This is a genomic window from Kosakonia sacchari SP1, assembly GCF_000300455.3.
Lineage (GTDB): Bacteria > Pseudomonadota > Gammaproteobacteria > Enterobacterales > Enterobacteriaceae > Kosakonia > Kosakonia sacchari.
The window spans coordinates 2,686,615-2,707,802 of record NZ_CP007215.2 but is presented as its reverse complement, the minus strand read 5'-3'; the positions used below and the strand labels follow the sequence as shown (position 1 = coordinate 2,707,802).

22 protein-coding genes and 1 pseudogene are annotated in these 21,188 nt (G+C 54.7%); 10 read left to right on the top strand and 13 right to left on the bottom strand.

Features of this window, described 5'->3' with window-relative positions; translation table 11 throughout:
- Window positions 1–11: 11 nt before the first annotated feature.
- On the bottom strand, window positions 12–608 hold the full coding sequence (locus C813_RS35745; protein WP_017456601.1) for a TetR/AcrR family transcriptional regulator: 597 nt from the start codon (window positions 606–608) through the stop codon (window positions 12–14).
- Window positions 609–728: 120 nt separating this feature from the next.
- On the opposite strand from C813_RS35745, the gene C813_RS35740 reads away from it, so the two are divergent.
- From C813_RS35740 to sodC, 3 genes are all read left to right on the top strand, one after another.
- Window positions 729–968 (top strand): DUF1289 domain-containing protein, encoded by a 240-nt coding sequence (locus C813_RS35740; RefSeq protein WP_017456602.1) that lies wholly within the window; start codon window positions 729–731, stop codon window positions 966–968.
- 49 nt (window positions 969–1,017) lie between these two features.
- Window positions 1,018–1,914, top strand: coding sequence for an aldo/keto reductase (locus tag C813_RS35735; protein ID WP_017456603.1), 897 nt, complete (start codon window positions 1,018–1,020; stop codon window positions 1,912–1,914).
- Window positions 1,915–1,991: 77 nt separating this feature from the next.
- Window positions 1,992–2,513, top strand: coding sequence for a superoxide dismutase [Cu-Zn] SodC (gene sodC, locus C813_RS35730; protein ID WP_017456604.1), 522 nt, complete (start codon window positions 1,992–1,994; stop codon window positions 2,511–2,513).
- On the opposite strand, the gene C813_RS35725 is transcribed toward sodC, so the two are convergent.
- The 3 genes and pseudogenes from C813_RS35725 to C813_RS35715 form a co-directional block, all read right to left on the bottom strand.
- Window positions 2,506–4,518 carry an FUSC family protein gene (locus C813_RS35725; RefSeq protein WP_017456605.1) on the bottom strand — a complete coding sequence of 671 codons (2,013 nt, stop codon included), beginning with the start codon at window positions 4,516–4,518 and terminating at the stop codon, window positions 2,506–2,508. The genes sodC and C813_RS35725 overlap by 8 nt on opposite strands.
- A pseudogene (locus C813_RS35720) lies at window positions 4,518–5,377 on the bottom strand (efflux RND transporter periplasmic adaptor subunit). The gene C813_RS35725 and the pseudogene C813_RS35720 overlap by 1 nt, the downstream one beginning before the upstream one ends.
- Window positions 5,378–5,379: 2 nt before the next feature.
- Window positions 5,380–5,616, bottom strand: a complete 237-nt coding sequence (locus C813_RS35715) for a DUF1656 domain-containing protein (protein ID WP_017456606.1) — start codon at window positions 5,614–5,616, stop codon at window positions 5,380–5,382.
- Between the two features lie 199 nt (window positions 5,617–5,815).
- Between C813_RS35715 and slyA the strand changes: the two genes are divergently transcribed.
- A complete protein-coding gene (gene slyA / locus C813_RS35710) occupies window positions 5,816–6,256 on the top strand; it encodes a transcriptional regulator SlyA (RefSeq protein WP_017456607.1) in 441 nt (146 codons plus the stop codon).
- Between the two features lie 96 nt (window positions 6,257–6,352).
- Here slyA and slyB read toward each other — a convergent pair whose 3' ends face one another.
- The gene (gene slyB, locus C813_RS35705) at window positions 6,353–6,820 is read right to left on the bottom strand and encodes an outer membrane lipoprotein SlyB (RefSeq protein ID WP_016496283.1); all 468 of its coding nucleotides are present in this window, start codon (window positions 6,818–6,820) and stop codon (window positions 6,353–6,355) included.
- A gap of 283 nt (window positions 6,821–7,103) precedes the next feature.
- On the opposite strand from slyB, the gene anmK reads away from it, so the two are divergent.
- The 5 genes from anmK to pdxY all read left to right on the top strand — a co-directional run bounded on the left by anmK (window position 7,104) and on the right by pdxY (window position 11,703).
- Window positions 7,104–8,228 carry an anhydro-N-acetylmuramic acid kinase gene (anmK, locus tag C813_RS35700; protein WP_017456608.1) on the top strand — a complete coding sequence of 375 codons (1,125 nt, stop codon included), beginning with the start codon at window positions 7,104–7,106 and terminating at the stop codon, window positions 8,226–8,228.
- Window positions 8,229–8,319: 91 nt separating this feature from the next.
- Complete coding sequence (gene mliC / locus C813_RS35695) at window positions 8,320–8,640, top strand: C-type lysozyme inhibitor (RefSeq protein ID WP_017456609.1); 321 nt, start codon at window positions 8,320–8,322, stop codon at window positions 8,638–8,640.
- Window positions 8,641–8,695: 55 nt separating this feature from the next.
- Window positions 8,696–9,352, top strand: coding sequence for a pyridoxamine 5'-phosphate oxidase (gene pdxH, locus C813_RS35690; protein ID WP_025263637.1), 657 nt, complete (start codon window positions 8,696–8,698; stop codon window positions 9,350–9,352).
- Window positions 9,353–9,494: 142 nt separating this feature from the next.
- A complete protein-coding gene (gene tyrS / locus C813_RS35685; RefSeq protein ID WP_017456611.1) occupies window positions 9,495–10,769 on the top strand; it encodes a tyrosine--tRNA ligase in 1,275 nt (424 codons plus the stop codon).
- 73 nt (window positions 10,770–10,842) lie between these two features.
- Window positions 10,843–11,703: a pyridoxal kinase PdxY gene (gene pdxY / locus C813_RS35680; protein ID WP_017456612.1), complete on the top strand. Its 861-nt coding sequence runs from the start codon at window positions 10,843–10,845 to the stop codon at window positions 11,701–11,703.
- Between the two features lie 64 nt (window positions 11,704–11,767).
- Here the strand turns inward: pdxY and gstA are convergent, their stop codons facing one another.
- Complete coding sequence (gstA, locus tag C813_RS35675) at window positions 11,768–12,373, bottom strand: glutathione transferase GstA (RefSeq protein ID WP_017456613.1); 606 nt, start codon at window positions 12,371–12,373, stop codon at window positions 11,768–11,770.
- 107 nt (window positions 12,374–12,480) lie between these two features.
- Window positions 12,481–13,983, bottom strand: coding sequence for a dipeptide/tripeptide permease DtpA (dtpA, locus tag C813_RS35670; RefSeq protein WP_017456614.1), 1,503 nt, complete (start codon window positions 13,981–13,983; stop codon window positions 12,481–12,483).
- Between the two features lie 743 nt (window positions 13,984–14,726).
- Between dtpA and C813_RS35665 the strand changes: the two genes are divergently transcribed.
- Window positions 14,727–15,152, top strand: a complete 426-nt coding sequence (locus tag C813_RS35665) for a CopD family protein (protein ID WP_017456615.1) — start codon at window positions 14,727–14,729, stop codon at window positions 15,150–15,152.
- Window positions 15,153–15,158: 6 nt separating this feature from the next.
- On the opposite strand, the gene nth is transcribed toward C813_RS35665, so the two are convergent.
- Genes nth through rsxB form a run of 6 tightly spaced genes read right to left on the bottom strand, consistent with a single transcriptional unit; the run spans window position 15,159 to window position 21,188 of the window.
- On the bottom strand, window positions 15,159–15,794 hold the full coding sequence (gene nth, locus C813_RS35660) for an endonuclease III (RefSeq protein ID WP_017456616.1): 636 nt from the start codon (window positions 15,792–15,794) through the stop codon (window positions 15,159–15,161).
- Window positions 15,794–16,492 (bottom strand): electron transport complex subunit E, encoded by a 699-nt coding sequence (locus tag C813_RS35655; protein WP_017456617.1) that lies wholly within the window; start codon window positions 16,490–16,492, stop codon window positions 15,794–15,796. Before C813_RS35655 ends, nth begins: the two co-directional genes overlap by 1 nt.
- A gap of 3 nt (window positions 16,493–16,495) precedes the next feature.
- Window positions 16,496–17,116 carry an electron transport complex subunit RsxG gene (gene rsxG, locus C813_RS35650; RefSeq protein ID WP_017456618.1) on the bottom strand — a complete coding sequence of 207 codons (621 nt, stop codon included), beginning with the start codon at window positions 17,114–17,116 and terminating at the stop codon, window positions 16,496–16,498.
- Between the two features lie 9 nt (window positions 17,117–17,125).
- On the bottom strand, window positions 17,126–18,178 hold the full coding sequence (gene rsxD / locus C813_RS35645) for an electron transport complex subunit RsxD (RefSeq protein ID WP_017456619.1): 1,053 nt from the start codon (window positions 18,176–18,178) through the stop codon (window positions 17,126–17,128).
- Complete coding sequence (rsxC, locus tag C813_RS35640) at window positions 18,179–20,617, bottom strand: electron transport complex subunit RsxC (RefSeq protein WP_017456620.1); 2,439 nt, start codon at window positions 20,615–20,617, stop codon at window positions 18,179–18,181.
- Complete coding sequence (gene rsxB / locus C813_RS35635) at window positions 20,610–21,188, bottom strand: electron transport complex subunit RsxB (RefSeq protein ID WP_016496267.1); 579 nt, start codon at window positions 21,186–21,188, stop codon at window positions 20,610–20,612. Before rsxB ends, rsxC begins: the two co-directional genes overlap by 8 nt.

The window sequence follows — 21,188 nt, the reverse complement described above, 5'->3', positions numbered from 1 at the left end:
AATGCCTGCTATCAGACAGGCGTTGCGATGATGTTGTTTGCGTGCGCCAGCGCGCTTTCCAGCGGCAGGGCGCTTCGCGAAATTTTGGCCTGCAAATTGGCACCTAACCACAGGGAGTACAACACTTGCGCCTGCGTTAGCGGTTCGCCCTGAAACGTTAAGCTGCGATCGTTACGCCCGTTTTCCAGCGTATCCGCGAGCAGGGCGATAACGCCGCGCGCCCCTTTGTCCATTGCTGAACGCATATCTTCCGACAGATCGCACACTTCAGCTGAGAGTTTCACCGTCAGGCAACCGCTAATAATCCCCTGTTGGCTAAACTGCCGGAGCGTCTCCTGATAATACGCCAGCAACCTGTCGCGGTAGTTTCCCGGACCGCTGGCGAAATGGGCCGCCAGCCGCTGGTGATAAGCGGCATAGTGACGCTCAAGTAACGCCACGCCGAACGCCTCTTTGGAGCGAAAATAGTGGTAAAAAGAGCCTTTTGGCACTTCCGCCGTTTTCAGTAGTTCGCTCAGGCCCATACCGGTAAACCCGCGATGCATGCAAAGCTGCTCGCCGGTCGCCAGTAAATGTTCGCGCGTGTCATGTTCAGTATTTCTGCTCATCGCGCTACTCTACTAGACCGATCGGTCTGTTGCAAGTGGCGAACAGTGCGCTTTTCACCTTGCACGTTATCGACAGGCAGTCTTCAATAAAGAGAACTGCCTGTATTAACGGAGACGACTGTGCCAGAACAACTGGAGTTTTTCCCCGTCCAGAGCCCGTGCCGCGGTATTTGCCAGTCGGATGAGCGCGGCTTTTGTCGTGGCTGCATGCGTAGTCGCGATGAGCGTTTTAACTGGCAAAAAATGACCGATATGCAAAAGCAAGAGGTGCTACGTTTGTGCCGCCAGCGCTTGCAGCGCAAAATGCGCGCAAGCAAAGCCTCTTCTGCGGAAGAACCTCAGCAACCTTCACTGTTTTGAACGCGAAAATGCGTATACTCGAAGGCAAATTACCTTCGAGGAAATCATTATGGTTCAACGTATTGCCCTCGCGCCGCAAGGCCCTGAGTTCTCCCGTTTTGTGATGGGCTACTGGCGTTTAATGGACTGGAACATGTCCCCGCAGCAGCTGGTTAGCTTTATTGAGTCTCATCTTGATCTCGGTATTACTACCGTTGATCACGCCGATATCTACGGTGGTTATCTGTGTGAAGCGGCGTTTGGCGAGGCGCTCAAGCTCGCTCCGCATCTGCGCGCCCGCATGGAGATTGTCAGCAAATGTGGGATCGCTACTACCGCGAAACCGGAACATGCGCTGGGTCATTACATTACTGAACGCGACCACATTATTCGCAGTGCCGAACAGTCATTGGTGAATCTTGCTACCGATCACCTCGATTTGTTATTGATCCACCGTCCCGATCCGTTGATGGATGCCGATGAAGTAGCGGAAGCTTTTCTGCATTTGCATCAGAGCGGAAAAGTGCGCCACTTCGGCGTTTCCAACTTCACACCGGCGCAGTTCTCACTGTTGCAGTCGCGTCTGCCGTTTACGCTGGCGACCAATCAGGTCGAGATCTCACCGGTTCACCAGCCGCTACTGCTGGATGGCACGCTGGATCAACTGCAACAGCTGCGTATTCGCCCGATGGCATGGTCATGTCTCGGCGGCGGGCGTCTGTTTAACGATGCGGCGTTCCAGCCGCTGCGTGATGAACTGGCGCGCGTTGCGCAGGAACTGAATGCTGAAACCATCGAACAGGTGGTCTATGCCTGGGTGATGCGTCTGCCGTCTGCGCCGTTGCCCATTATTGGCTCGGGTAAAATTGAGCGCGTGCGTTCGGCGCTGGGGGCACTGAATCTCCAGATGACGCGCCAGCAGTGGTTCCGCATTCGCAAAGCGGCGCTCGGTTACGACGTGCCATAACGCGGGAAAATGACCTCCCGGTGAAATCTGCCATCCTGGTTTAAACTTACAGGGTAAAACAGACCAAAGGAGGTCACATGAAGCGTTTTAGTCTGGCTGTGCTGGCGCTCGTTGTTTGCGCCGGGGCGCAAGCCGCCAGTGAAGAAGTGGACATGAACCTGGTCACTGCGCAGGGCGTGGGGCAGTCTATTGGTAGTGTAAAAATCAGCGAAACCGATAAAGGGCTGGAATTTGCGCCCGATCTGAAAGCCCTGCCGCCCGGCGAGCATGGTTTTCACGTCCATGCCAAAGGTAGTTGCCAGCCTGCTATTAAAGAAGGGAAAGCCTCTGCGGCTGAAGCTGCGGGAGGGCACCTCGATCCGCAACATACCGGCAAACATGAAGGGCCAGAGGGCGCCGGACATTTAGGCGACCTGCCGGTGTTGGTGGTCAACAACGACGGTAAAGCGACCGACCCGGTGGTGGCGCCGCGTCTGAAAAAACTCACGGATGTGAAAGGCAAAGCGCTGATGGTGCACGTTGGCGGCGATAATATGTCCGATCAACCGAAACCGCTCGGTGGTGGCGGCGCACGTTATGCCTGCGGTGTTATCAAGTAAGCGTCCCGGCTGCCGGGGCTTGCTCCAGCTGCGAAAGCGCGCAATATAAGCGCCAGATAACCGAGGCCAGTTCCCGCGCGGCAGGCTGGTGATGTTTGCCCAGCACCGCGCTAATCCGCTGTAGCTCGGCCAGCGTGGCAGAAAGCGTTCGTTGCTGGACGCCACGCTCACTCATCACATCCCGCAATAACACAATGCACAACTCGCGGACTTTGCTGAGCGGATCCGAGCGGATTTCCCAACCGCGTAGCTGCCAGACTACATGCGAGCAATTCAGCAACACAACGCCCCAGCGCAGCAGCCAGCGGCGGGCTTGCGCATCCTGGCTATGACTTAACTGGCTAATGTGGTGATAAACCACCGATTCAAACTCATGCTCACTCAGTTGTGGCAGGCGGCTAAGTTGATCGACAAAACTGCGGCGCAGCGCGCGAATATGACGCCGGCTTTTGCGGGCATCTGAGCCCGGACGTAACACGGCGAATGCAAGCCACGCCAGCGCGACGCCTGAAATCTTCGCGAGGTTGTCATTTAAAAAGTCCGCAAAGTCATAAACGGGTGGATTGGTCACTGCGATAAACGAACCCATAAAAACAATCAATTGCCCCCACAACCCGGCCAGTTTTGGCATTTGCAGTTTCAACAATTGCAGGGTGGTTAACAGCGGGAAAAGAAACAGCAGAAACACTTCCAGCTCGCTGACTTGCACCATCAGGCCGAATTTCACCATAAAGCTGAACAGCGTCAGCAAGACTAAGGTACGTAGCAGCAGCGTCAGGGAGTTAAACGGCGCGGGTGAGACGGAGTAAAGCACACAGCTGGTAGCCGCCAGCGTCAGCGCCGCCGAGCCCGATTCCCACTGCGTATTGATGCTCCATGCGCCGACCAGACTCAGCGCACAAAAAGTGCGAATGCCGCTCCACAGCGCTTCGGCATTATCTGTATCACGCATCAAACCGGGGCTTCGTGGTGGTGTGTAACTGCTGACCGGCGAAGCATTCTCCACGCGGGCCAGCCAGCGGCTACTGGTGAGGTATAAACGGCAAAAGTAGCGTAACCGCTGCCAGAATGCGTGGTGCCGGTAATCGCCGCTTATCCCGGGCGCGAGCGGGGCGATAATGCGTGCGACGGTAAGCGCATCCGCGCGTGGGTGAGCAAGCGCGGAGAGCAGTTGTTCGAGAACCAGGCGCAAATTTTCCGGTGCGTCGGGCCAGTTCAGTAGCATTCTGCGTAGACTGGAGATCACACTGGTCATGCGCAACTGTTGGTGCAGTAACCAGGTAAGCAAACTGTTTTGCCGCCGAAAACGGTAATGACTCCAGAACGCCTGAATTCGCAGTAAATTGGTGGTGAGGATCTGGCCGATAACGCTCTCATGGGCGGTGCGGATAGCGTCTGTGGTTTCTGGCTGCCACAGCAGGCTTGCATGTTCCAGCAACCGCGCATGCATTTTTTTCAATGCCGTCAGCAGGGTGGTTCCGTCCGCATTGCCGGGCAGGATCATCATCATCATGCCACCGCACAAAATCCCCAGAATCACTTCGCACACCCGTGCCTGAGCAATGTCCCACAATTCGGTAATATCGGTCACATCGACCATTGCGAAGGCGATAATCGCGGCGGTATAACCCGCCAGTTGAAAGGCATAGGCGACATTATTGGTGAACTGCGCACAGGCCCAGGTACAAAAGCCAATCCAGGTAGCCATAGCAAACAGAAACAGCCACGGATCATTAAGCGTCTGACCGGCAATGATCAGCGCTGCGCTGGCCCCAAGCAGGCTCCCGGCAATACGTCCAAGGCTTTTGCTGATCACACCGCCAACGGTGGGAAAGCTGACAGCGGCTGCGGATGTCATGGCCCAGTAAGGTTCATCGAGATCGAGATAATAAGCCACCGTAAGCGCCAGACACATCGCGATACCGTTACGCAGCGCATAACGCCACTGCCCGGTAGTGGCTTTCACCCAGGGCAGATTTTGCCAGAGCCAGACCGGCGATTTCATTACTGACCGCCAATCGCCACAGTGCAGGTGGTGCCGGAAACCAGCGTCAGCCCGGCGGGCAGGTTATCAAACTTAATACGTACCGGCACACGTTGCGCCAGCCGTACCCACGGCACGTTTGGTTTGATATCGGCAACCAGGCCGCTGTCAGTCTCGACACTTTGATCATAAATCGCGCGACCGATGCTGGAAACGTGACCCTGTAACGTTACATCGCCACTATAAAGCACGATTTTCGCTGGTGCCCCTTCTTGTATATGGTGCAATTTGGTCTCTTCGAAGTAACCCATCACATAAAACGAATGGCTATCGACCAGCGCGAAAACAGGTTGCCCGGCGGTGGCGTAATTCCCGGTGCGGGCGGAAAGGTTAGTGACCCAGCCGTCCACCGGTGCCTTCACTTTAGTTTGCGCCAACTGCCATTGTGCCTGTGCCAGCTGCGCCTGCGCCGCCACAACGCTTGCCTGAGCGGCTTTAACACTAATATTGGCAGTATCGAGATCTTCAGCAGAGATGTAGTTTTATGAGAGGTGGCGACGGCGATTGGCTTCATTATTCGCTTTCGCCAGATCGGTCTGCGTGCGCGCCAACTGGGCCTCGGCGCTCAGTACGGCAATGTGGTAAGGCGTATCGTCGATACGAAATAGCAAGTCGCCTGCTTTAACCAACTGGTTATCTTTCACTTTCAGTTCGGTGATGCTGTCTGAGACCTGCGCGTAATACTGACCTGCTCAGCGCGGATTTTTCCGTCACGCGTCCAGGGGGACTGCATATAAACGTTCCACATCCACCAGGCCGCGACAATCGCCACGGCCAGCACCAGGAGCGTGGAGAAATATTTCAGGGATTTCAGGCGTATAATTACCACACAACTAGCAAGCCGAGGGCGAGGCTCAGCGCAATAACAAATAAGGAGAGATCCATCAGGATGGGGGGCCAGATATCACCCGCATAAATCCACCCGCGCAACAGCCGGTGAGCAATAAGCCAGAACAGGAAGCCCAGCATAGCCACTTTAAATACGGGAGGGAAATAGACCGATGCGCCAAAAATCAGGTCTTGCAGGGGTAAGTTCGGGAAACTTGGGTTCAACTTCACACTTTGTGTCCTGTGCAACCTAACGGATCGCCAGATTGATGATTATCATTAGATAAGTACCAACCACTGCGTGTTGCTAAGGCAGGTGGAATCTCAGCGTAAGCCCCGGCGAGAACCGCAATACATTTGTTTTACCAATATAAATACTGCAAACTATTCTAAAATGAGTATAATAACTTAGCAAGCTAATTATAAGGAGATGAAATTGGAATCGCCATTAGGTTCTGATCTGGCACGCTTAGTGCGCGTCTGGCGCGCTTTGATTGACCATCGCCTGAAACCTCTGGAATTAACGCAGACTCACTGGGTAACGCTGCATAATATTCATCAGCTGCCGCCCGATCAGTCGCAAATTCAACTGGCAAAAGCGATTGGCATTGAGCAGCCTTCGCTGGTGCGTACGCTGGATCAACTGGAAGAGAAAGGCCTTATTTCTCGCCAGACCTGCGCCAACGATCGCCGGGCAAAGCGCATCAAATTGACAGAAAAAGCGGACCCAATCATTGAAGAGATGGAGACGGTTATTCGTAAAACCCGGGGGGAAATTCTTTCCGGTATCTCTGCGGAAGAACTCGATCTGTTGATTAAAATGATTGCCCGGCTGGAACAAAACATAAGTGAGCTTCAGTCGCGAGACTGACCAGCAAAGCCTTGCATCCGCAAGGCTTTTTTATATCAACATTCAGTATTGGCGATATGAAAGGGCGGCCACTGGCGTGACCACCCGATGCGGGAATTAACGCGGGGAAACGGTAATCTGACGACCATTGCTTGCCATCACGACGCGCTGGCCTGCGGAGAAACGGGTGTTACCCTGTTTCTGTACGACCATAATGGTGTTGCCATCATCTTTACGAATTTCCAGCTCAACACCCTGCGTTTTATTCAGTGAACCCTGGACGGATTGCCCTGCAACGCCACCGGCTACCGCGCCTGCTGCGGTGGCCAGAGAACGACCTGTGCCGCCACCAACGGTGTTACCAAGGAAACCACCCAGCACTGCACCGCCAAGCGCGCCGATGACATTGTTTTCATCGCCACCCTGAATCTGTACCGGACGGACGTTAACAATGGTGCCGTAAGTGACATTCTGCACCTGTTTAGCTTCGGATGCAGAGTAGACATCACCGGAAAGCGTGTCGTTATTCACGCAGCCAGCCAAAGTAAAACCAATCAGCGAAACTGCCAGTGCACGTAACATCATTTATGAATCTCCTGTTCACCATGAAACGCCCTTGCGGGCATCCGACATGGTTAAATTATATGGCATTTTAGCAATACCAGGTCATATCTTCTGCCAAATCCCGGCAAAAATAATAATCAACGCGAGTTTAACCAGATTTAAACGAAGCGATTATAAGCGCAGCCAGGCGCAATTTCACTTAACGAAAATTCAGCCGATTGTTAAAAAGTGTTTGCAGCCGATGGCGTTAACCCCCGCTTTATGGTGGAGTGGTGCCCTTCGGTCATGCATTAAAGGAAGGCGTATGAAATCGGGTCGCTACATTGGGGTGATGTCTGGAACAAGTCTGGATGGAGTTGATGTGGTGCTGGCGGCAATCGATGAAACCATGGTCGCGCAGCAAGCGAGCCTGACGTTTCCGATTCCGCTGCCGTTAAAAGAGGCGATTCTTGGCATTTGTCAGGGGCAGCAACTCACACTCTCGCAACTGGGGCGGCTTGATACCCAACTGGGCCAATTGTTCGCCGACGCGGTGCTGGCGCTAATGGACCGAGAGCAACTCCACCCGGAAGATATCGTTGCGATTGGCTGTCACGGGCAGACCGTCTGGCATGAGCCGACAGGTATTGCGCCGCATACGCTGCAAATTGGTGACAATAACCAAATCGCGGCGCGTACGGGTGTGACAGTGGTCGGTGACTTTCGCCGCCGTGATATCGCGCTTGGCGGGCAGGGCGCGCCGCTGGTGCCTGCCTTTCACCATGCACTACTGGCGCACCCGGTAGAACGGCGCATGGTGCTCAACATTGGTGGCATCGCCAATCTATCGCTGTTGATCCCCGGTCAGCCGGTCCGAGGTTATGACACAGGCCCAGGCAACATGCTCATGGACGCATGGATTTGGCGGCAAAAAGGCAAACCGTACGACAAAGATGCGCAGTGGGCGAGTGAAGGCAAAGTGGTGCTGCCGCTACTGCAAAACATGCTAAGCGATGCCTACTTTGCCACGCCCGCGCCGAAAAGCACCGGTCGTGAATATTTTAATTACAGCTGGCTGGAACGCCACCTCGCGCACTTCCCGGGTTTAAGCGCCAGCGATGTGCAGGCGACATTGGCTGAGTTGACGGCGGTGACAATTTCCGAGCAGGTGCTGCTTAGTGGCGGTTGTGAACGCCTGCTGGTCTGCGGCGGTGGGAGTCGAAATCCGTTGCTCATGGCTCGTCTGGCGGGGCTGCTGCCCGGTACAGAAGTCACTACCACCGATGAAGCCGGTATCAGCGGCGATGACATGGAAGCGCTGGCGTTTGCCTGGCTTGCGTGGCGAACCCTGGCCGGACTGCCTGGCAATCTGCCATCCGTCACTGGCGCGTCCGCTGCCTCGGTGCTCGGCGCGATTTACCCCGCTAACCCGCGGCAGAATCAGAGTTAACCGCATTTCACTTTAGTTGCACCGGGCTAGACTGACCAGGCTTAGGGAGGGCGTTTCGCCTCCGTGACCAGGACCGTCCCGGGAATACACTATGAAAAAAATACTCATCGCCTGTCTGCCTGCACTGCTTGCCGGATGCAGCTATTACAATCAGTTTGTAGAACGCATGCATACCGATACGCTGGTTTACCAGTGCGACGAAAAACCGCTCACCGTGAAAATTAATAACACCCGTCAGCAGGCGAGTTTTGTCTGGGATGATAAATTGCTGACCTTACAGCAAGGGCTTTCAGCCTCTGGCGCACGCTATACGGATGGCGTCTACGTTTTCTGGTCGAAGGGTGAGAGTGCTACCGTCTACAAGCGCGATCGCATCGTACTGAATAATTGCCAGCTTATTCCACAGCGTTGAGATTTTCACAGGGGGCGCATAATAGCCCCACCTGATGATTACTTTCGCTAACGCCATGTCTGATAACGATCAATTGCAGCAAATCGCGCATCTGCGCCGTGAATACACCAAAGGTGGCCTGCGACGCGGCGACCTTCCCGCCGAACCGTTGACATTATTTGAACGCTGGCTGGGGCAGGCCTGTGAAGCCCAGTTGGCCGATCCTACCGCGATGGTTGTCGCGACAGTGGATGAAAACGGCCAACCGTACCAGCGCATCGTGTTGCTTAAACATTACGATGAAAAAGGGCTGGTGTTCTATACCAACCTTGGCAGCCGCAAGGCGCATCACATCGAAAACAACCCTGCTGTCAGTCTGCTGTTCCCATGGCATATGCTGGAACGTCAAGTGATGGTCACTGGCAAAGCGGAACGGCTTTCAACGCTGGAGGTGGTGAAGTATTTCCACAGCCGTCCGCGTGATAGCCAAATCGGTGCCTGGGTATCGAAGCAGTCAAGCCGCATCTCAGCCCGCGGTATACTGGAAAGCAAGTTCCTTGAACTGAAGCAAAAGTTCCAGCAGGGCGAAATCCCGTTACCCAGTTTCTGGGGCGGCTACCGCGTCAGTATTGACCAGATGGAGTTCTGGCAAGGCGGTGCCAATCGCCTGCATGACCGTTTTTTATACCAGCGTGAGAATGATGCGTGGAAAATTGACCGCCTCGCGCCGTAATCCCTGAAAAATGTTGCTATAAGCGCTGGCACTCCGTGTTCCGGCGCTTTATTCTATCTGCCCCCCATGAAGTATCCTTTCGCATCTGGCGAAAAGTCGTGTACCGGCAAAGGTGCAGTCCGTTTTATACATGGAGATTTTGATGGCAAGCAGTAACTTGATTAAACAATTGCAAGAGCGGGGCCTCGTGGCTCAGGTGACGGATGAGGAAGCGTTAGCAGAGCGACTGGCGCAGGGCCCGATCGCGCTCTATTGCGGCTTCGATCCCACCGCTGACAGCTTGCATTTGGGGCATCTGGTTCCATTGTTATGCCTGAAACGCTTCCAGCAGGCTGGCCACAAGCCAGTAGCGCTGGTGGGTGGTGCGACCGGTCTGATTGGCGACCCGAGCTTTAAAGCTACCGAGCGTAAACTGAACACCGAAGATACCGTGCAGGAGTGGGTAGATAAAATCCGCAAACAGGTCGCACCGTTCCTCGATTTCGACTGTGGCGACAACTCCGCTATCGCTGCGAACAACTACGACTGGTTTGGCAGCATGAACGTGCTGACTTTTCTGCGCGATATCGGCAAACACTTCTCCGTTAACCAGATGATTAACAAAGAAGCGGTCAAGCAGCGCCTGAACCGCGATGATGTCGGCATCTCGTTCACCGAGTTTTCCTACAACCTGCTGCAAGGTTACGACTTTGCCTGCCTGAACGAACTGCATGATGTCGTGCTGCAAATTGGTGGTTCCGACCAGTGGGGCAACATCACATCGGGTATTGATCTGACGCGCCGTTTGCACCAGAACCAGGTCTTTGGTTTGACCGTTCCGCTGATCACCAAAGCGGATGGCACCAAATTTGGTAAAACCGAAGGTGGCGCGGTGTGGCTGGATCCGAAGAAAACCAGCCCGTATAAGTTCTACCAGTTCTGGATCAACACCGCCGATGCGGACGTTTATCGCTTCCTGAAGTTCTTCACCTTCATGGATATCGCGGAAATTAACGCGCTGGAAGAGGAAGATAAAAACAGCGGTAAAGCGCCGCGTGCGCAATATGTGCTGGCTGAGCAGGTGACGCGTCTGGTACACGGCGAAGAGGGTTTAACCGCCGCTAAACGCATCACTGAAAGCCTGTTCAATGGTACGCTGAGTGATCTGAGCGAAGCCGATTTTGAACAGCTGGCGCAGGATGGTGTACCGATGGTTGAGATGGAAAAAGGTGCCGATCTGATGCAGGCGCTGGTTGATTCTGAGCTGCAGCCTTCCCGCGGCCAGGCGCGTAAAACCATCGCGTCCAACGCCGTTACCATCAACGGCGAAAAACAATCCGATCCGGAGTATTTCTTCACTGACGGCGATCGCCTGTTTGGTCGCTACACGTTGCTGCGCCGCGGTAAGAAAAACTACTGCTTGATCTGCTGGAAATAAAAACAGACCTGCCGAAGGGAGTGAGAAATCACTCCCTTCTTTTTATTGCTCCATTCTTGCAAGGCTACCAACAATGAAGAATATCCTCGCCATTCAATCGCATGTGGTCTTTGGTCATGCGGGGAACAGTGCCGCCGAGTTTCCGATGCGCCGCCTGGGCGCTAACGTCTGGCCGCTGAACACGGTGCAGTTCTCTAACCATACCCAGTATGGCAAATGGACCGGCAGCGTGATGCCGCCAGCCCATCTGACCGAAATTGTGCAGGGTATCGCGGCGATTGACCAACTGAAACGCTGTGACGCGGTGCTGAGCGGCTATCTGGGTTCGGCAGAGCAGGGAGAGCATATTCTGAGTATCGTCCGTCAGGTGAAAGCAACCAACCCACGGGCGAAATATTTCTGCGATCCGGTTATGGGACATCCGGAGAAAGGCTGCATCGTTGCGCCAGGGGTTGCCGAGTTTCATATCCGCCACGCTTTGCCTGCCAGCGATATCATTGCGCCAAATCTGATTGAGCTGGAGATCCTTTGCGAGCATGCGGTTAACACGGTTGAAGACGCAGTGGCTGCGGCACGCGAGCTAATTGCGCAGGGGCCGCAAATCGTGCTGGTGAAACACCTGGCGCGCGCGGGACTGAGCACCGATCGCTTTGAAATGTTGCTGGTGACGCCCAGTGAAGCCTGGCACATTAGCCGTCCGCTGGTGGATTTTGGCGCACGCCAGCCTGTCGGTGTGGGCGATGTAACCAGCGGGTTGTTACTGGTGAAATTGCTACAGGGTGCGAACGTGCGTGAAGCGCTGGAGCACGTAACGGCGGCGGTGTATGAAATTATGCTGGCGACTAAAAATTTGCAGGAGTATGAACTGCAGGTGGTCGCGGCACAGGACAGAATTGCGCAACCAGAGCATCTTTTTAGCGCCACATTGCTGTAAAAAAGGCGGGGATCCCCGCCTTTATTCATGCCCGCTAAATAGAGCCTTCGCGGGCAATCACATTTTACTGAATACCTTCTGCTGCCATTGCAGTCGCCACCGCAGGGCGAGCGGCAACACGCGCCATATACGCGTCAATATTCGACAGACCTTCCATATTCAATTTCACCGCGCGCGCCCAGCGCAGAACCGTGAACAGATAACCGTCGGCAATGGTAAAGTTCGCACCGCTAATCCACGCGTTATTGCTCAGGGATTCATTTACGTAGTGCAATTTTTTCTCAAGCAAAGCGCGTACAGTGGGTTTGTACTCTTCCGGTGTATCCGGGCGAAACAGCGGGGTGAAGCCTTTATGCAGCTCGGTTGCGATAAAGTTCAGCCACTCCAGCGTCTTGTAACGCGGCAGGGTGCCAACAGGTGCCAGCAACTGGCTCTCAGGCGCGCTGTCAGCAACGTATTGCATAATCGCCACACCTTCGGTAATCAGAGTGTTGTCATTCAGCAGCAGCGCCGGGATTTGTCCTTTCGGGTTGATGGCAAAAAAGTCATCGCCGTTTTCCAGGCGTTTTTTCATCAAATCAACACTTACCAGATCCACATTTTTTCCGGTCTCACGCAGAGCAATATGTGAGGCGAGAGAGCAGGCGCCCGGCTTGTAAAACAGTTTCATTATCTTTTCCTTATGGCTGATTTCCGGCATAGGTTATTACGCGGCGGAATAAAAAAAAAGCCGCTAACTGGCGTTAGCGGCTGAATAATTCGAGTTCCCCGCGGCGATTATGCCGTTGCGGTTTCCGACGTTTCGCGAGTGGTATCTTCGCTCTGCGTCATGCGGTTCAGCTTCGGTGCGGTGACGATCATCAGCAAAGCGATAACGGCAGTCGCGATACCAATTTGCAGGAACACGGAGCCGTAGATGTTCAGTGACATCAGCGGATCGGTCACGTTTTCCGGGATAGCCATCTGATTAGCCACATAGCCGGCGATAATGTTCGCGCCAGCCGTGGTCAGGAACCAGCTTCCCATAATGAAGCCCATCAGACGCTGCGGCACCAGTTGCGCAACCATCGCCAGACCGAGACCGGAGATCATCAGTTCACCGATACTTTGCAGGCCATAACTTGCGATCAGCCAGCTTACGGAAACGATACCCGCGTCAGAGGCGAATTTCGTGCCCAGTGGCAGCACCAGGAACGCGCCGGAGCACAGCACCATACCGATGGCGAATTTATGCGGCATCGGCAGCGTATCGCCCATTTTGTTATAGATAGCGGCCAGAATCGGGCTACCAATGATGATCCAGAACGGGTTCAGCGCCTGATACTGTTCAGGTTCGAAAGCGATACCAAACAGCGTGTGCTCAACGTTACGGATAGCAAAGAAGTTCAGCGATGTCGGCATCTGACTATAGAGCACGAAGAAGACAATCGCTTGTACCATCAGAATGAAGGCGACGATCATTTTACGACGGGCGGCACCTTTCAGCGCGAACGTCTCTTTGGCGAAGATGCAGATAATACCCAGCGCCACAACACCCAGCACCATACGCGCAATGCCCTGGTTGTGCAGCAGCCAGGTAGCGACAGCGATCAGCGCCACGATGCCAACAATGGTTGCCAGCAGATAGCCAACGCGCAGCGGTTCGAAATCCGGTTTAGAACCGTGATTTTTCACCCAACGTTTGCAGAAGGAGAAGTTAACGATGGTGATCAGCAGACCCACCACGCTCAGACCAAACGCGGTGCTCCAGCCGAATTTCGCGGCCAGCCACGGTGTTGCCAGCATGGAGAAGAATGAACCGACGTTAACGGACATATAGTACATGGTAAATGCACCGTCCAGACGCGGGTCGTCTTTCGCATAGCAAGTGGAGAGCAGGGAAGACGGGTTGGCTTTAAACAGACCATTACCCACGGCGATGGCCGCCATGCCCATATATACAATGCTCGCATCATGACCGGACCACGCCACCAGCGCATAACCGACGGCCAGCACGATCGCGCCCAGCATAATCACGCGTTTGGTGCCCAGCACTTTGTCACCCAGCCAGCCACCGATGGCAACCAGGCCATAAACCAGTGCGCTGAAGGAGGAGAACAGTGTAATAGAGTCCGCTTCTGACATACCCAGTTGTTTCACCAGGTAAACAGCCATAATCCCTTGCAGGCCGTAGTAACCAAAACGTTCCCATAACTCGATAGAGAAGATCAGATAAAACGCTTTCGGTTGTTTAAAAGCGTTCAGACTGACGCTTTCCGTTGGTTTGTTTGCAGTTGACACATATACCTCTTTTTTTACATCCCATATTAACGGGGGTGTTCAGCGCGCAATGACCAGAGTTCATCACGCTTATAGTTATATTGGGAGGGGAAAACGGCGGTTAATGTTCACTATCCGGCGCGTTCAGGCAAGCCTTTTGACATATTCTGTTACATAGATCCAGGGCATTACAATGCTCGGTGTTTCTATTTGTTATTCAGAGTTAAATTTCATCATGTAAACAAAAGTGGATTTTTCCACTACAGTCCGGGGGTTAGATTGCGCATTAAGGCATATGTTCTGCTATTTTGGCTTAATAGTAGTGTATTGGGCTGGTTTGTGTAATCAATCTGGTCATATCTCTTGCTAAACGTGATTAAAGTTTGCACTGCAACCATTCCGTGAACATTGTTAATCTCTTTTTTAACATTGTGTTAGCAATAGTCACCGAAATAGCCTTTAGTTGGATTTTTTTCTTCTAAAAAAAGGAAAAACCTTATTAAATACGCATAAGCGGACGATTATTTGCTCAATATCACGATTTGCGCGCAATCATTCGACATTTTGAGTAATTTACAGAGACGTGAGCGTTATCACATAAAGTTATGACATAAAATCAGCGAGTTCTCTTACCCGCGATTCGTTGGGTAACCAATCCGGGATCAATAACGAGACCTTTTCTGCCATTTGCCGCGCATTGTTCATGACAGGGGACAGATACGCTGTCAGACTTGCCGCAGTCTTTATTACACAGGAGTCGAAATATGAACTTTCATCCATGGCTCAATGCGTTACATATCGCGGCGGCCATCATCTGGATAGGCGGAATGCTGGTTATGGCTGTCGTTGCCGGCTGGTGCGCAACACAAGCGGATAACACCTCGCGTGTCGCGCTGGCGGGCGATGTACGCCGCTGGAGCCGTAAAATCACCACGCCTGCCATGTTACTGCTGTGGGTCGCGGGTGCGGTAATGGTGATTGCGCACGGTCAAATGCCGCATCTGTGGCTGATAATCAAGGTGGTGGTGGTGCTGCTACTTTCCGGCCTGCATGGTTTTCTCTCTGCCACACTGCGCCGCATAGCGACAGGTGAAGCGGTGAAAGGCATGGGGGCTATTCGCAATGCCACCGGCATAACCATTGTCGCCGTTGCGGTGATTATTCTGCTGGCAGTGATGCGCCCGTTCTGACGGGCGTTAATTATCGACTTTACTGTCGTACTCGCACAGATCTTCGATAATGCAGGAACCGCAGCGCGGCTTACGGGCGATGCAGGTGTATCGCCCGTGCAGGATCAACCAGTGGTGGCAATCGACTTTAAATTCAGCAGGCACAACTTTCAGCAGCTTCTCTTCCACTTCCTCAACGTTTTTACCCGGCGCGAAACGCGTGCGGTTAGAAACGCGAAAAATATGCGTGTCCACAGCGATGGTCGGCCAGCCAAACGCGGTGTTGAGTACCACATTGGCGGTCTTACGCCCGACGCCCGGCAGGGCTTCCAGCGCGGCTCTGTCTTCCGGCACTTCGCCATTGTGCTTTTCCAGCAAAATACGGCAGGTCTTAATGACATTTTCTGCTTTGCTGTTAAACAAGCCGATGGTTTTGATGTACTGTTTCACCCCTTCAACGCCAAGCTCCAGCATTGCTTTGGGCGTGTTTGCCACCGGGTAGAGTAGCGCGGTGGCTTTATTGACGCTGACATCGGTGGCCTGCGCAGAGAGCAGTACGGCGATCAACAGCTCAAATGGTGAGGTGAAATTCAGCTCGGTGGTCGGGTGCGGGTTGTTTTCCCGTAAACGGGTTAAAATTTCCAGTCGTTTTGCTTTATTCATTATGCCTTCCCGGGCGCGGCCTGAGTGCTGTCGTTTGCCGCAGTCGCCGCCGCTTCACGGCGTTTTTTCATCTTCTGATCGATAAGGTATTTCACCGCCAGCATCATGCCGAGGCCAATAAATGCGCCCGGCGGCAACATCGCCAGCAGGAATGGGGAATCGGTGTGGAATACTTCTATGCGTAGCGCTTTCGCCCAGCCGCCTAACAGCCCATCTGCGCCGTCAAACAGCGTACCGTTACCGAGGATCTCACGCAGGGAACCCAGTACGAACATGGCGCAGGTTGCGCCCATGCCAATAGAGAAGCCATCGAGTGCTGAAAGTGCCGGACCTTTTTTCGCTGCAAACGCTTCAGCACGACCGACCACGATACAGTTGGTAACGATCAGCGGAATAAAAATGCCCAGTGACTGGTAAAGACCGAACGCATAGGCGTTGATCAGCATTTGTACCGCGCTGACCACCGAGGCAATAATCATCACGTAAATCGGGATGCGGATCTCATCTGGTGTCCAGCGACGCAGGGTGGAAATAAACAGATTGGTCAGGGTTAACACCAGCGTTGTTGCCAGCCCCAGACCCAGTGCGTTGGTGGCGGTGGACGTCACCGCCAGCAGCGGACACATACCCAGCAGTTGTACCAGCGCAGAGTTGTTTTTCCACAGCCCCTGAACAATAACCTCTTTGACTTCGCTCATCGCTTACTCTCCACAACCCGGTAAACGGGAAAGCTGTTCCGGTAGTGTCATCGCGTACAGGCCGGTTCGTTTTACCGCGTTAACGACCGCGCGCGGCGTGATGGTCGCCCCGGTAAACTGATCAAAATCACCGCCATCTTTTTTCACCGCGAAATAGCCATCGGTCGCGCCGTCAATCCGCTTTCCGGCGAAGTGGGTGATCCAGTCGGAAATACGCAGCTCAATCTTATCGCCGAGACCCGGCGTTTCATGGTGCTCCGTCACGCGCACGCCCAGCACTGTGCCGCTAAAATCTGCGCCAACAAGCAGCTGGATGGCGCCTGAGTAACCGTCCGGTGCGGTCGCTTCAAGAACTGCGGCAACCGGCTTGTCATCTTTTTTGGCGATCCACACATGGTGTTGCCCTTTGCCAAGCGCCGGATCGCTGACCAGAAAACAGCTCTGTTGCAGCGAGTTATTATAGCTGTCGCCAGGGATCACCTGATCAAACAGCGCTTTTTGTTGCAGCGCAGCCTGGTCGGCAATGGTTGTTTTGGTCATTTGGTCTATTGCGGCGGTCAGGCCGGTAGAACCTGCGGCGAACAGCGCCAGCGTCACGCCATGTTTACGCATTGTCTTTAGCATGGCGGCTCCTTAACGATGCCCGTACACGCGCGGACGCGTGTAGTAATCAATCAACGGCACGGTAATATTTGCCAGTAATACGGCAAAGGCCACGCCATCCGGGTAGCCGCCATAACTGCGGATAAGCCACACCAGCACGCCCGCCAGCGCGCCAAAAATCAGACGGCCTTTGTTGGTGGTCGAGGCGGTAACCGGATCGGTCAGAATGAAAAACGCGCCCAGCATGGTTGCGCCAGAGAACAGATGCAATTGCGGCGCAGCCAGCGATTGCGGAGCGAAAATCCAGCCGAGTGCGGCACAAATCGCCAGCGTCAGCAGGAAGCTTACCGGGATATGCCAGCGAATGGTTTTTTGCCACAGCAGGAACAGACCACCGGCCAGATAACCGAGGTTGACCCACTGCCAGCCCGCACCGGCCAGCATGCCGCTATAGATGGGGGATTGCAGGATCTGCTCAACGCTGTGTCCGGCATGCAATGAAGTTTTAAAGGTGTCGAGCGGCGTCGCCTGGCTGACGCCATCAATACCAATGCGCAGCGTTTCCATATTTGCGCCAGCGGCAGTGTGACCGGTGAAAATCACCTGTAACGCATCCATAAAGCCTGGGACGGTACGTGCGATTTCATACGGCGGCAGCCAGCTGGTCATCTGCACCGGGAAGGAGATTAACAGCACCACATAGCCAATCATCGCCGGGTTAAACGGGTTGTGGCCTAAACCGCCGTAAAGCTGCTTGGCGATAACTACTGCGAACACAGTGCCAAGCACCACCATCCACCACGGGGCGAAAGAGGGAATACTGATAGCCAGCAGCAGACCGGTTACCAGGGCAGAGTTATCCGCCAGGATCGCGCTAACGTTCTGCTTGCGTAATTTCAGTATCAGCGCTTCGGCAGCCAGTGCGCTGATAATCGCGAGAATAATCTGTATCAGCGTCCCCCAACCGAAAAACCACAGTTGCGCAGCAATGCCCGGCACGGTCGCGAGCGTCACCAGCAGCATAATACGTGAGGTCTGGCGCTGGTTATGGGTGTAAGGGGAACTTGCGATTCTGAAAACCATTTAATCCTCGTTAACGGCTTGCTGTGCGGCCTTCTTCGCCTGAACACGGGCGATGGCTGCGGCGACTGCGGCTTTGCGCGGGTCGTCATTGGCTGCCTGCGCAAAAGACGAGACATCATCAGTTTGCGTGGCGGCTTGTACTTGTTCTAATTTGCGCGCTTTGGCACGGGCAATTGCCGCTTCAACGGCGGCTTTGCGCGGATCGACCGATGCAGATTCAGCTTGTTGTTGGGCTTCCACCTGCGGCTGCTCAGTGTTGGCTGCGGATCCTTCGGGCTGGCTTTGGGCGAGCTTACGCGCTTTAGCGCGGGCAATTGCCGCTCCAACCGCAGCTTTGCGCGGATCAACCGGTGCTGATTCAGCTTGTTGTTCGGCTTTCACCTGCGGTTGTTCAGCGTTGGCTGCGGATCCTTCGGGCTGGCTTTGGGCGAGCTTACGCGCTTTGGCGCGGGCAATTGCTGCTTCAACCGCAGCTTTGCGCGGATCGACCGGTGCAGGTTCAGCTTGTTGTTCGGCTTTCACCTGCGGCTGCTCAGCGTTTGCTGCGGGTTCAGCGGGCTGGCTCTGCGCGAGTTTGCGCGCTTTAGCGCGGGCAATTGCCGCTTCAACCGCAGCTTTGCGCGGATCGACCGGTGCAGATTCAGCTTGTTGTCCGGCTTCCACCTGCGGCTGCTCAGCGTTGGCTGCTGATCCTTCGGGCTGGCTTTGGGTGAGCTTACGCGCTTTGGCGCGGGCAATCGCCGCTTCAACGGCGGATTTGCGCGGATCAGCTGTTTCGTCCGTGGCGGCACTGTTTTCCGTCTGCAGCGCTTTTTCTGCCTGGCGGGCGCGTGCCTGCGCTTTGCGTGCTTCGCGCGCCGCAATCGCTTCGCTGTTATCGGGCTGGGCACCAGCCTGAATCACGATTGGCTGTGCGGCGGTCGTCTGTTTTTCGCGTACGCGCGCCAGCGCGGCATCAATCGCCTGCTGATCTTTTTTAGCGGCAGGTTGAACCGCAGCCTGTTTATGACGCTGCTGGCGGGCAATTTTTTCACGCTCAAGGCGAGCCTGGCGCGCTTCAAAGCGTGCTTTGGCTTCGGCGTTGCGTTTTTCTTCCTCGGCGATAGCGTAAATCTCTGCCTTCTCCTGTCGGAAATATTGCACCAGCGGAATATTACTTGGGCACACCCAGGCGCAGGCACCGCATTCGATGCAATCGGAAAGGTTATGCGCCGTTGCTTTGTCGTGCTGCTGGCCTTTGCTGAACCAGTAGAGTTGCTGAGGTAGCAAATCGGCCGGGCAGGCGTCAGCGCAGGCGCTGCAGCGAATGCAGCCTTTCTCTTCCTGCGGCTCGCCCATCTCGCTGGCGGAAGGCGCTAACAGGCAGTTGGTGATTTTGACTACTGGCACATCCAGCCACGGCAGCGTGAAGCCCATCAGTGGGCCGCCCATAATGACCAGTTGCTCAGCAGAAGGGCAGAAACCGGCGAAATCCAGCAGATGGCGCACCGGTGTTCCCAGACGCGCCCAGACATTGCCCGGTCGGGTAACCGCTTCACCGGTCACCGTGACAACGCGCTCCGTTAAAGGCTCGCCGTCGATAACCGCGCGTTTAACCGCATACGCGGTACCCACGTTTTGCATCAGAATACCGATATCCGACGAACGCCCGCCGTGCGGCACCTGCTTGCCGGTGAGGATCTGAGTAAGCTGTTTGGCACCGCCGGAAGGATATTTCGTCGGGATGACTTTCAACTGAATATCATGGCTGCCCGCCAGCACCGCACGCATCATCGAGATCGCCTGCGGTTTGTTATCTTCAATCCCGATAAGTACCTGACGTGGTTGAAGAATGTGCGCCAGAATGCGCACACCTTCCATAATTTGCGCCGCGCAGTCCTGCATTAAACGGTCATCGGCGGTGATATAGGGCTCGCATTCCGCAGCGTTAATAATCAGTGTGTCGATTTTATCGCCACCGCCTTGCAATTTTGCTGCGGTAGGGAAGCCCGCACCGCCAAGCCCCGCAACGCCGAACTGATGGATACGTTCAATTAACGCATCATAACTATGGGAACGGTAATCTGGCCAGCCGTCACGCTCGATCCAGCGATCTTCGCCATCCGCTTCAATAATCACGCTCATCTCAGGCAATGCAGAGGGGTGCGCGGTGGAGTGGGGCGCAATCGCGACCACGGTGCCGGACGTCGGCGCATGAACAGGTAACATACGGCCACGCCCGCGCGTCAGCGGCTGGCCGCGCAGCACCTTGTCACCCACGCGCACGCACAGTTCGCCTTCAGCGCCAAGGTGCTGCTTGAGAGGGATCACAAAGCGGTTCGCCAGCGGCAACTGGCGCAGCGGCGTACCGTTTGATTGGGTTTTCATTTCAGGCGGATGAATGCCGCCGTGAAAATCCCACAGTTTCTCTTTTCGGAAAGCGGAAAATAACTTAAGCATGGTGTTCCACAGGAATATTACGCACCGGAATGGACTGCAAATCCCATTTCCAGCTATGGGTGGTCGTTTCCACAGGACGCAGTTCGATGCACTGCGTCGGGCACGGATCCACACAAAGGTTACAGCCGGTGCACAGATCGCTCATCACCGTATGCATGGCGCGCGTTGCGCCGAGAATGGCGTCTACCGGGCAAGCCTGAATGCATTTTGTGCAACCAATACAATTGTTCTCATCGATTACCGCCAGCATACGCACAGGCTCAAGCGCTGCGGCATCGCCATCAATCGGTTGCGGATCGACATTCAGCAGCGCGGCGATTTTCAGCATCACCGCTTCGCCACCGGGGGCGCAGCGGTTAATTTTTTCACCCTGCAATCCGACCGCCTCAGCGTAGGGGCGACAGCCAGGGTAGCCGCACTGCCCACACTGGCTTTGCGGCAATAATTCATCCACGCGCTCAACGACCGGGTCATCCTCCACCGCAAAACGGCGGGAGGCATAACCCAGAATCACGCCAAACAGCAGCCCCAGCACGCTCAGTGCGGCAACGGCTATGGAAATCGCACTCAT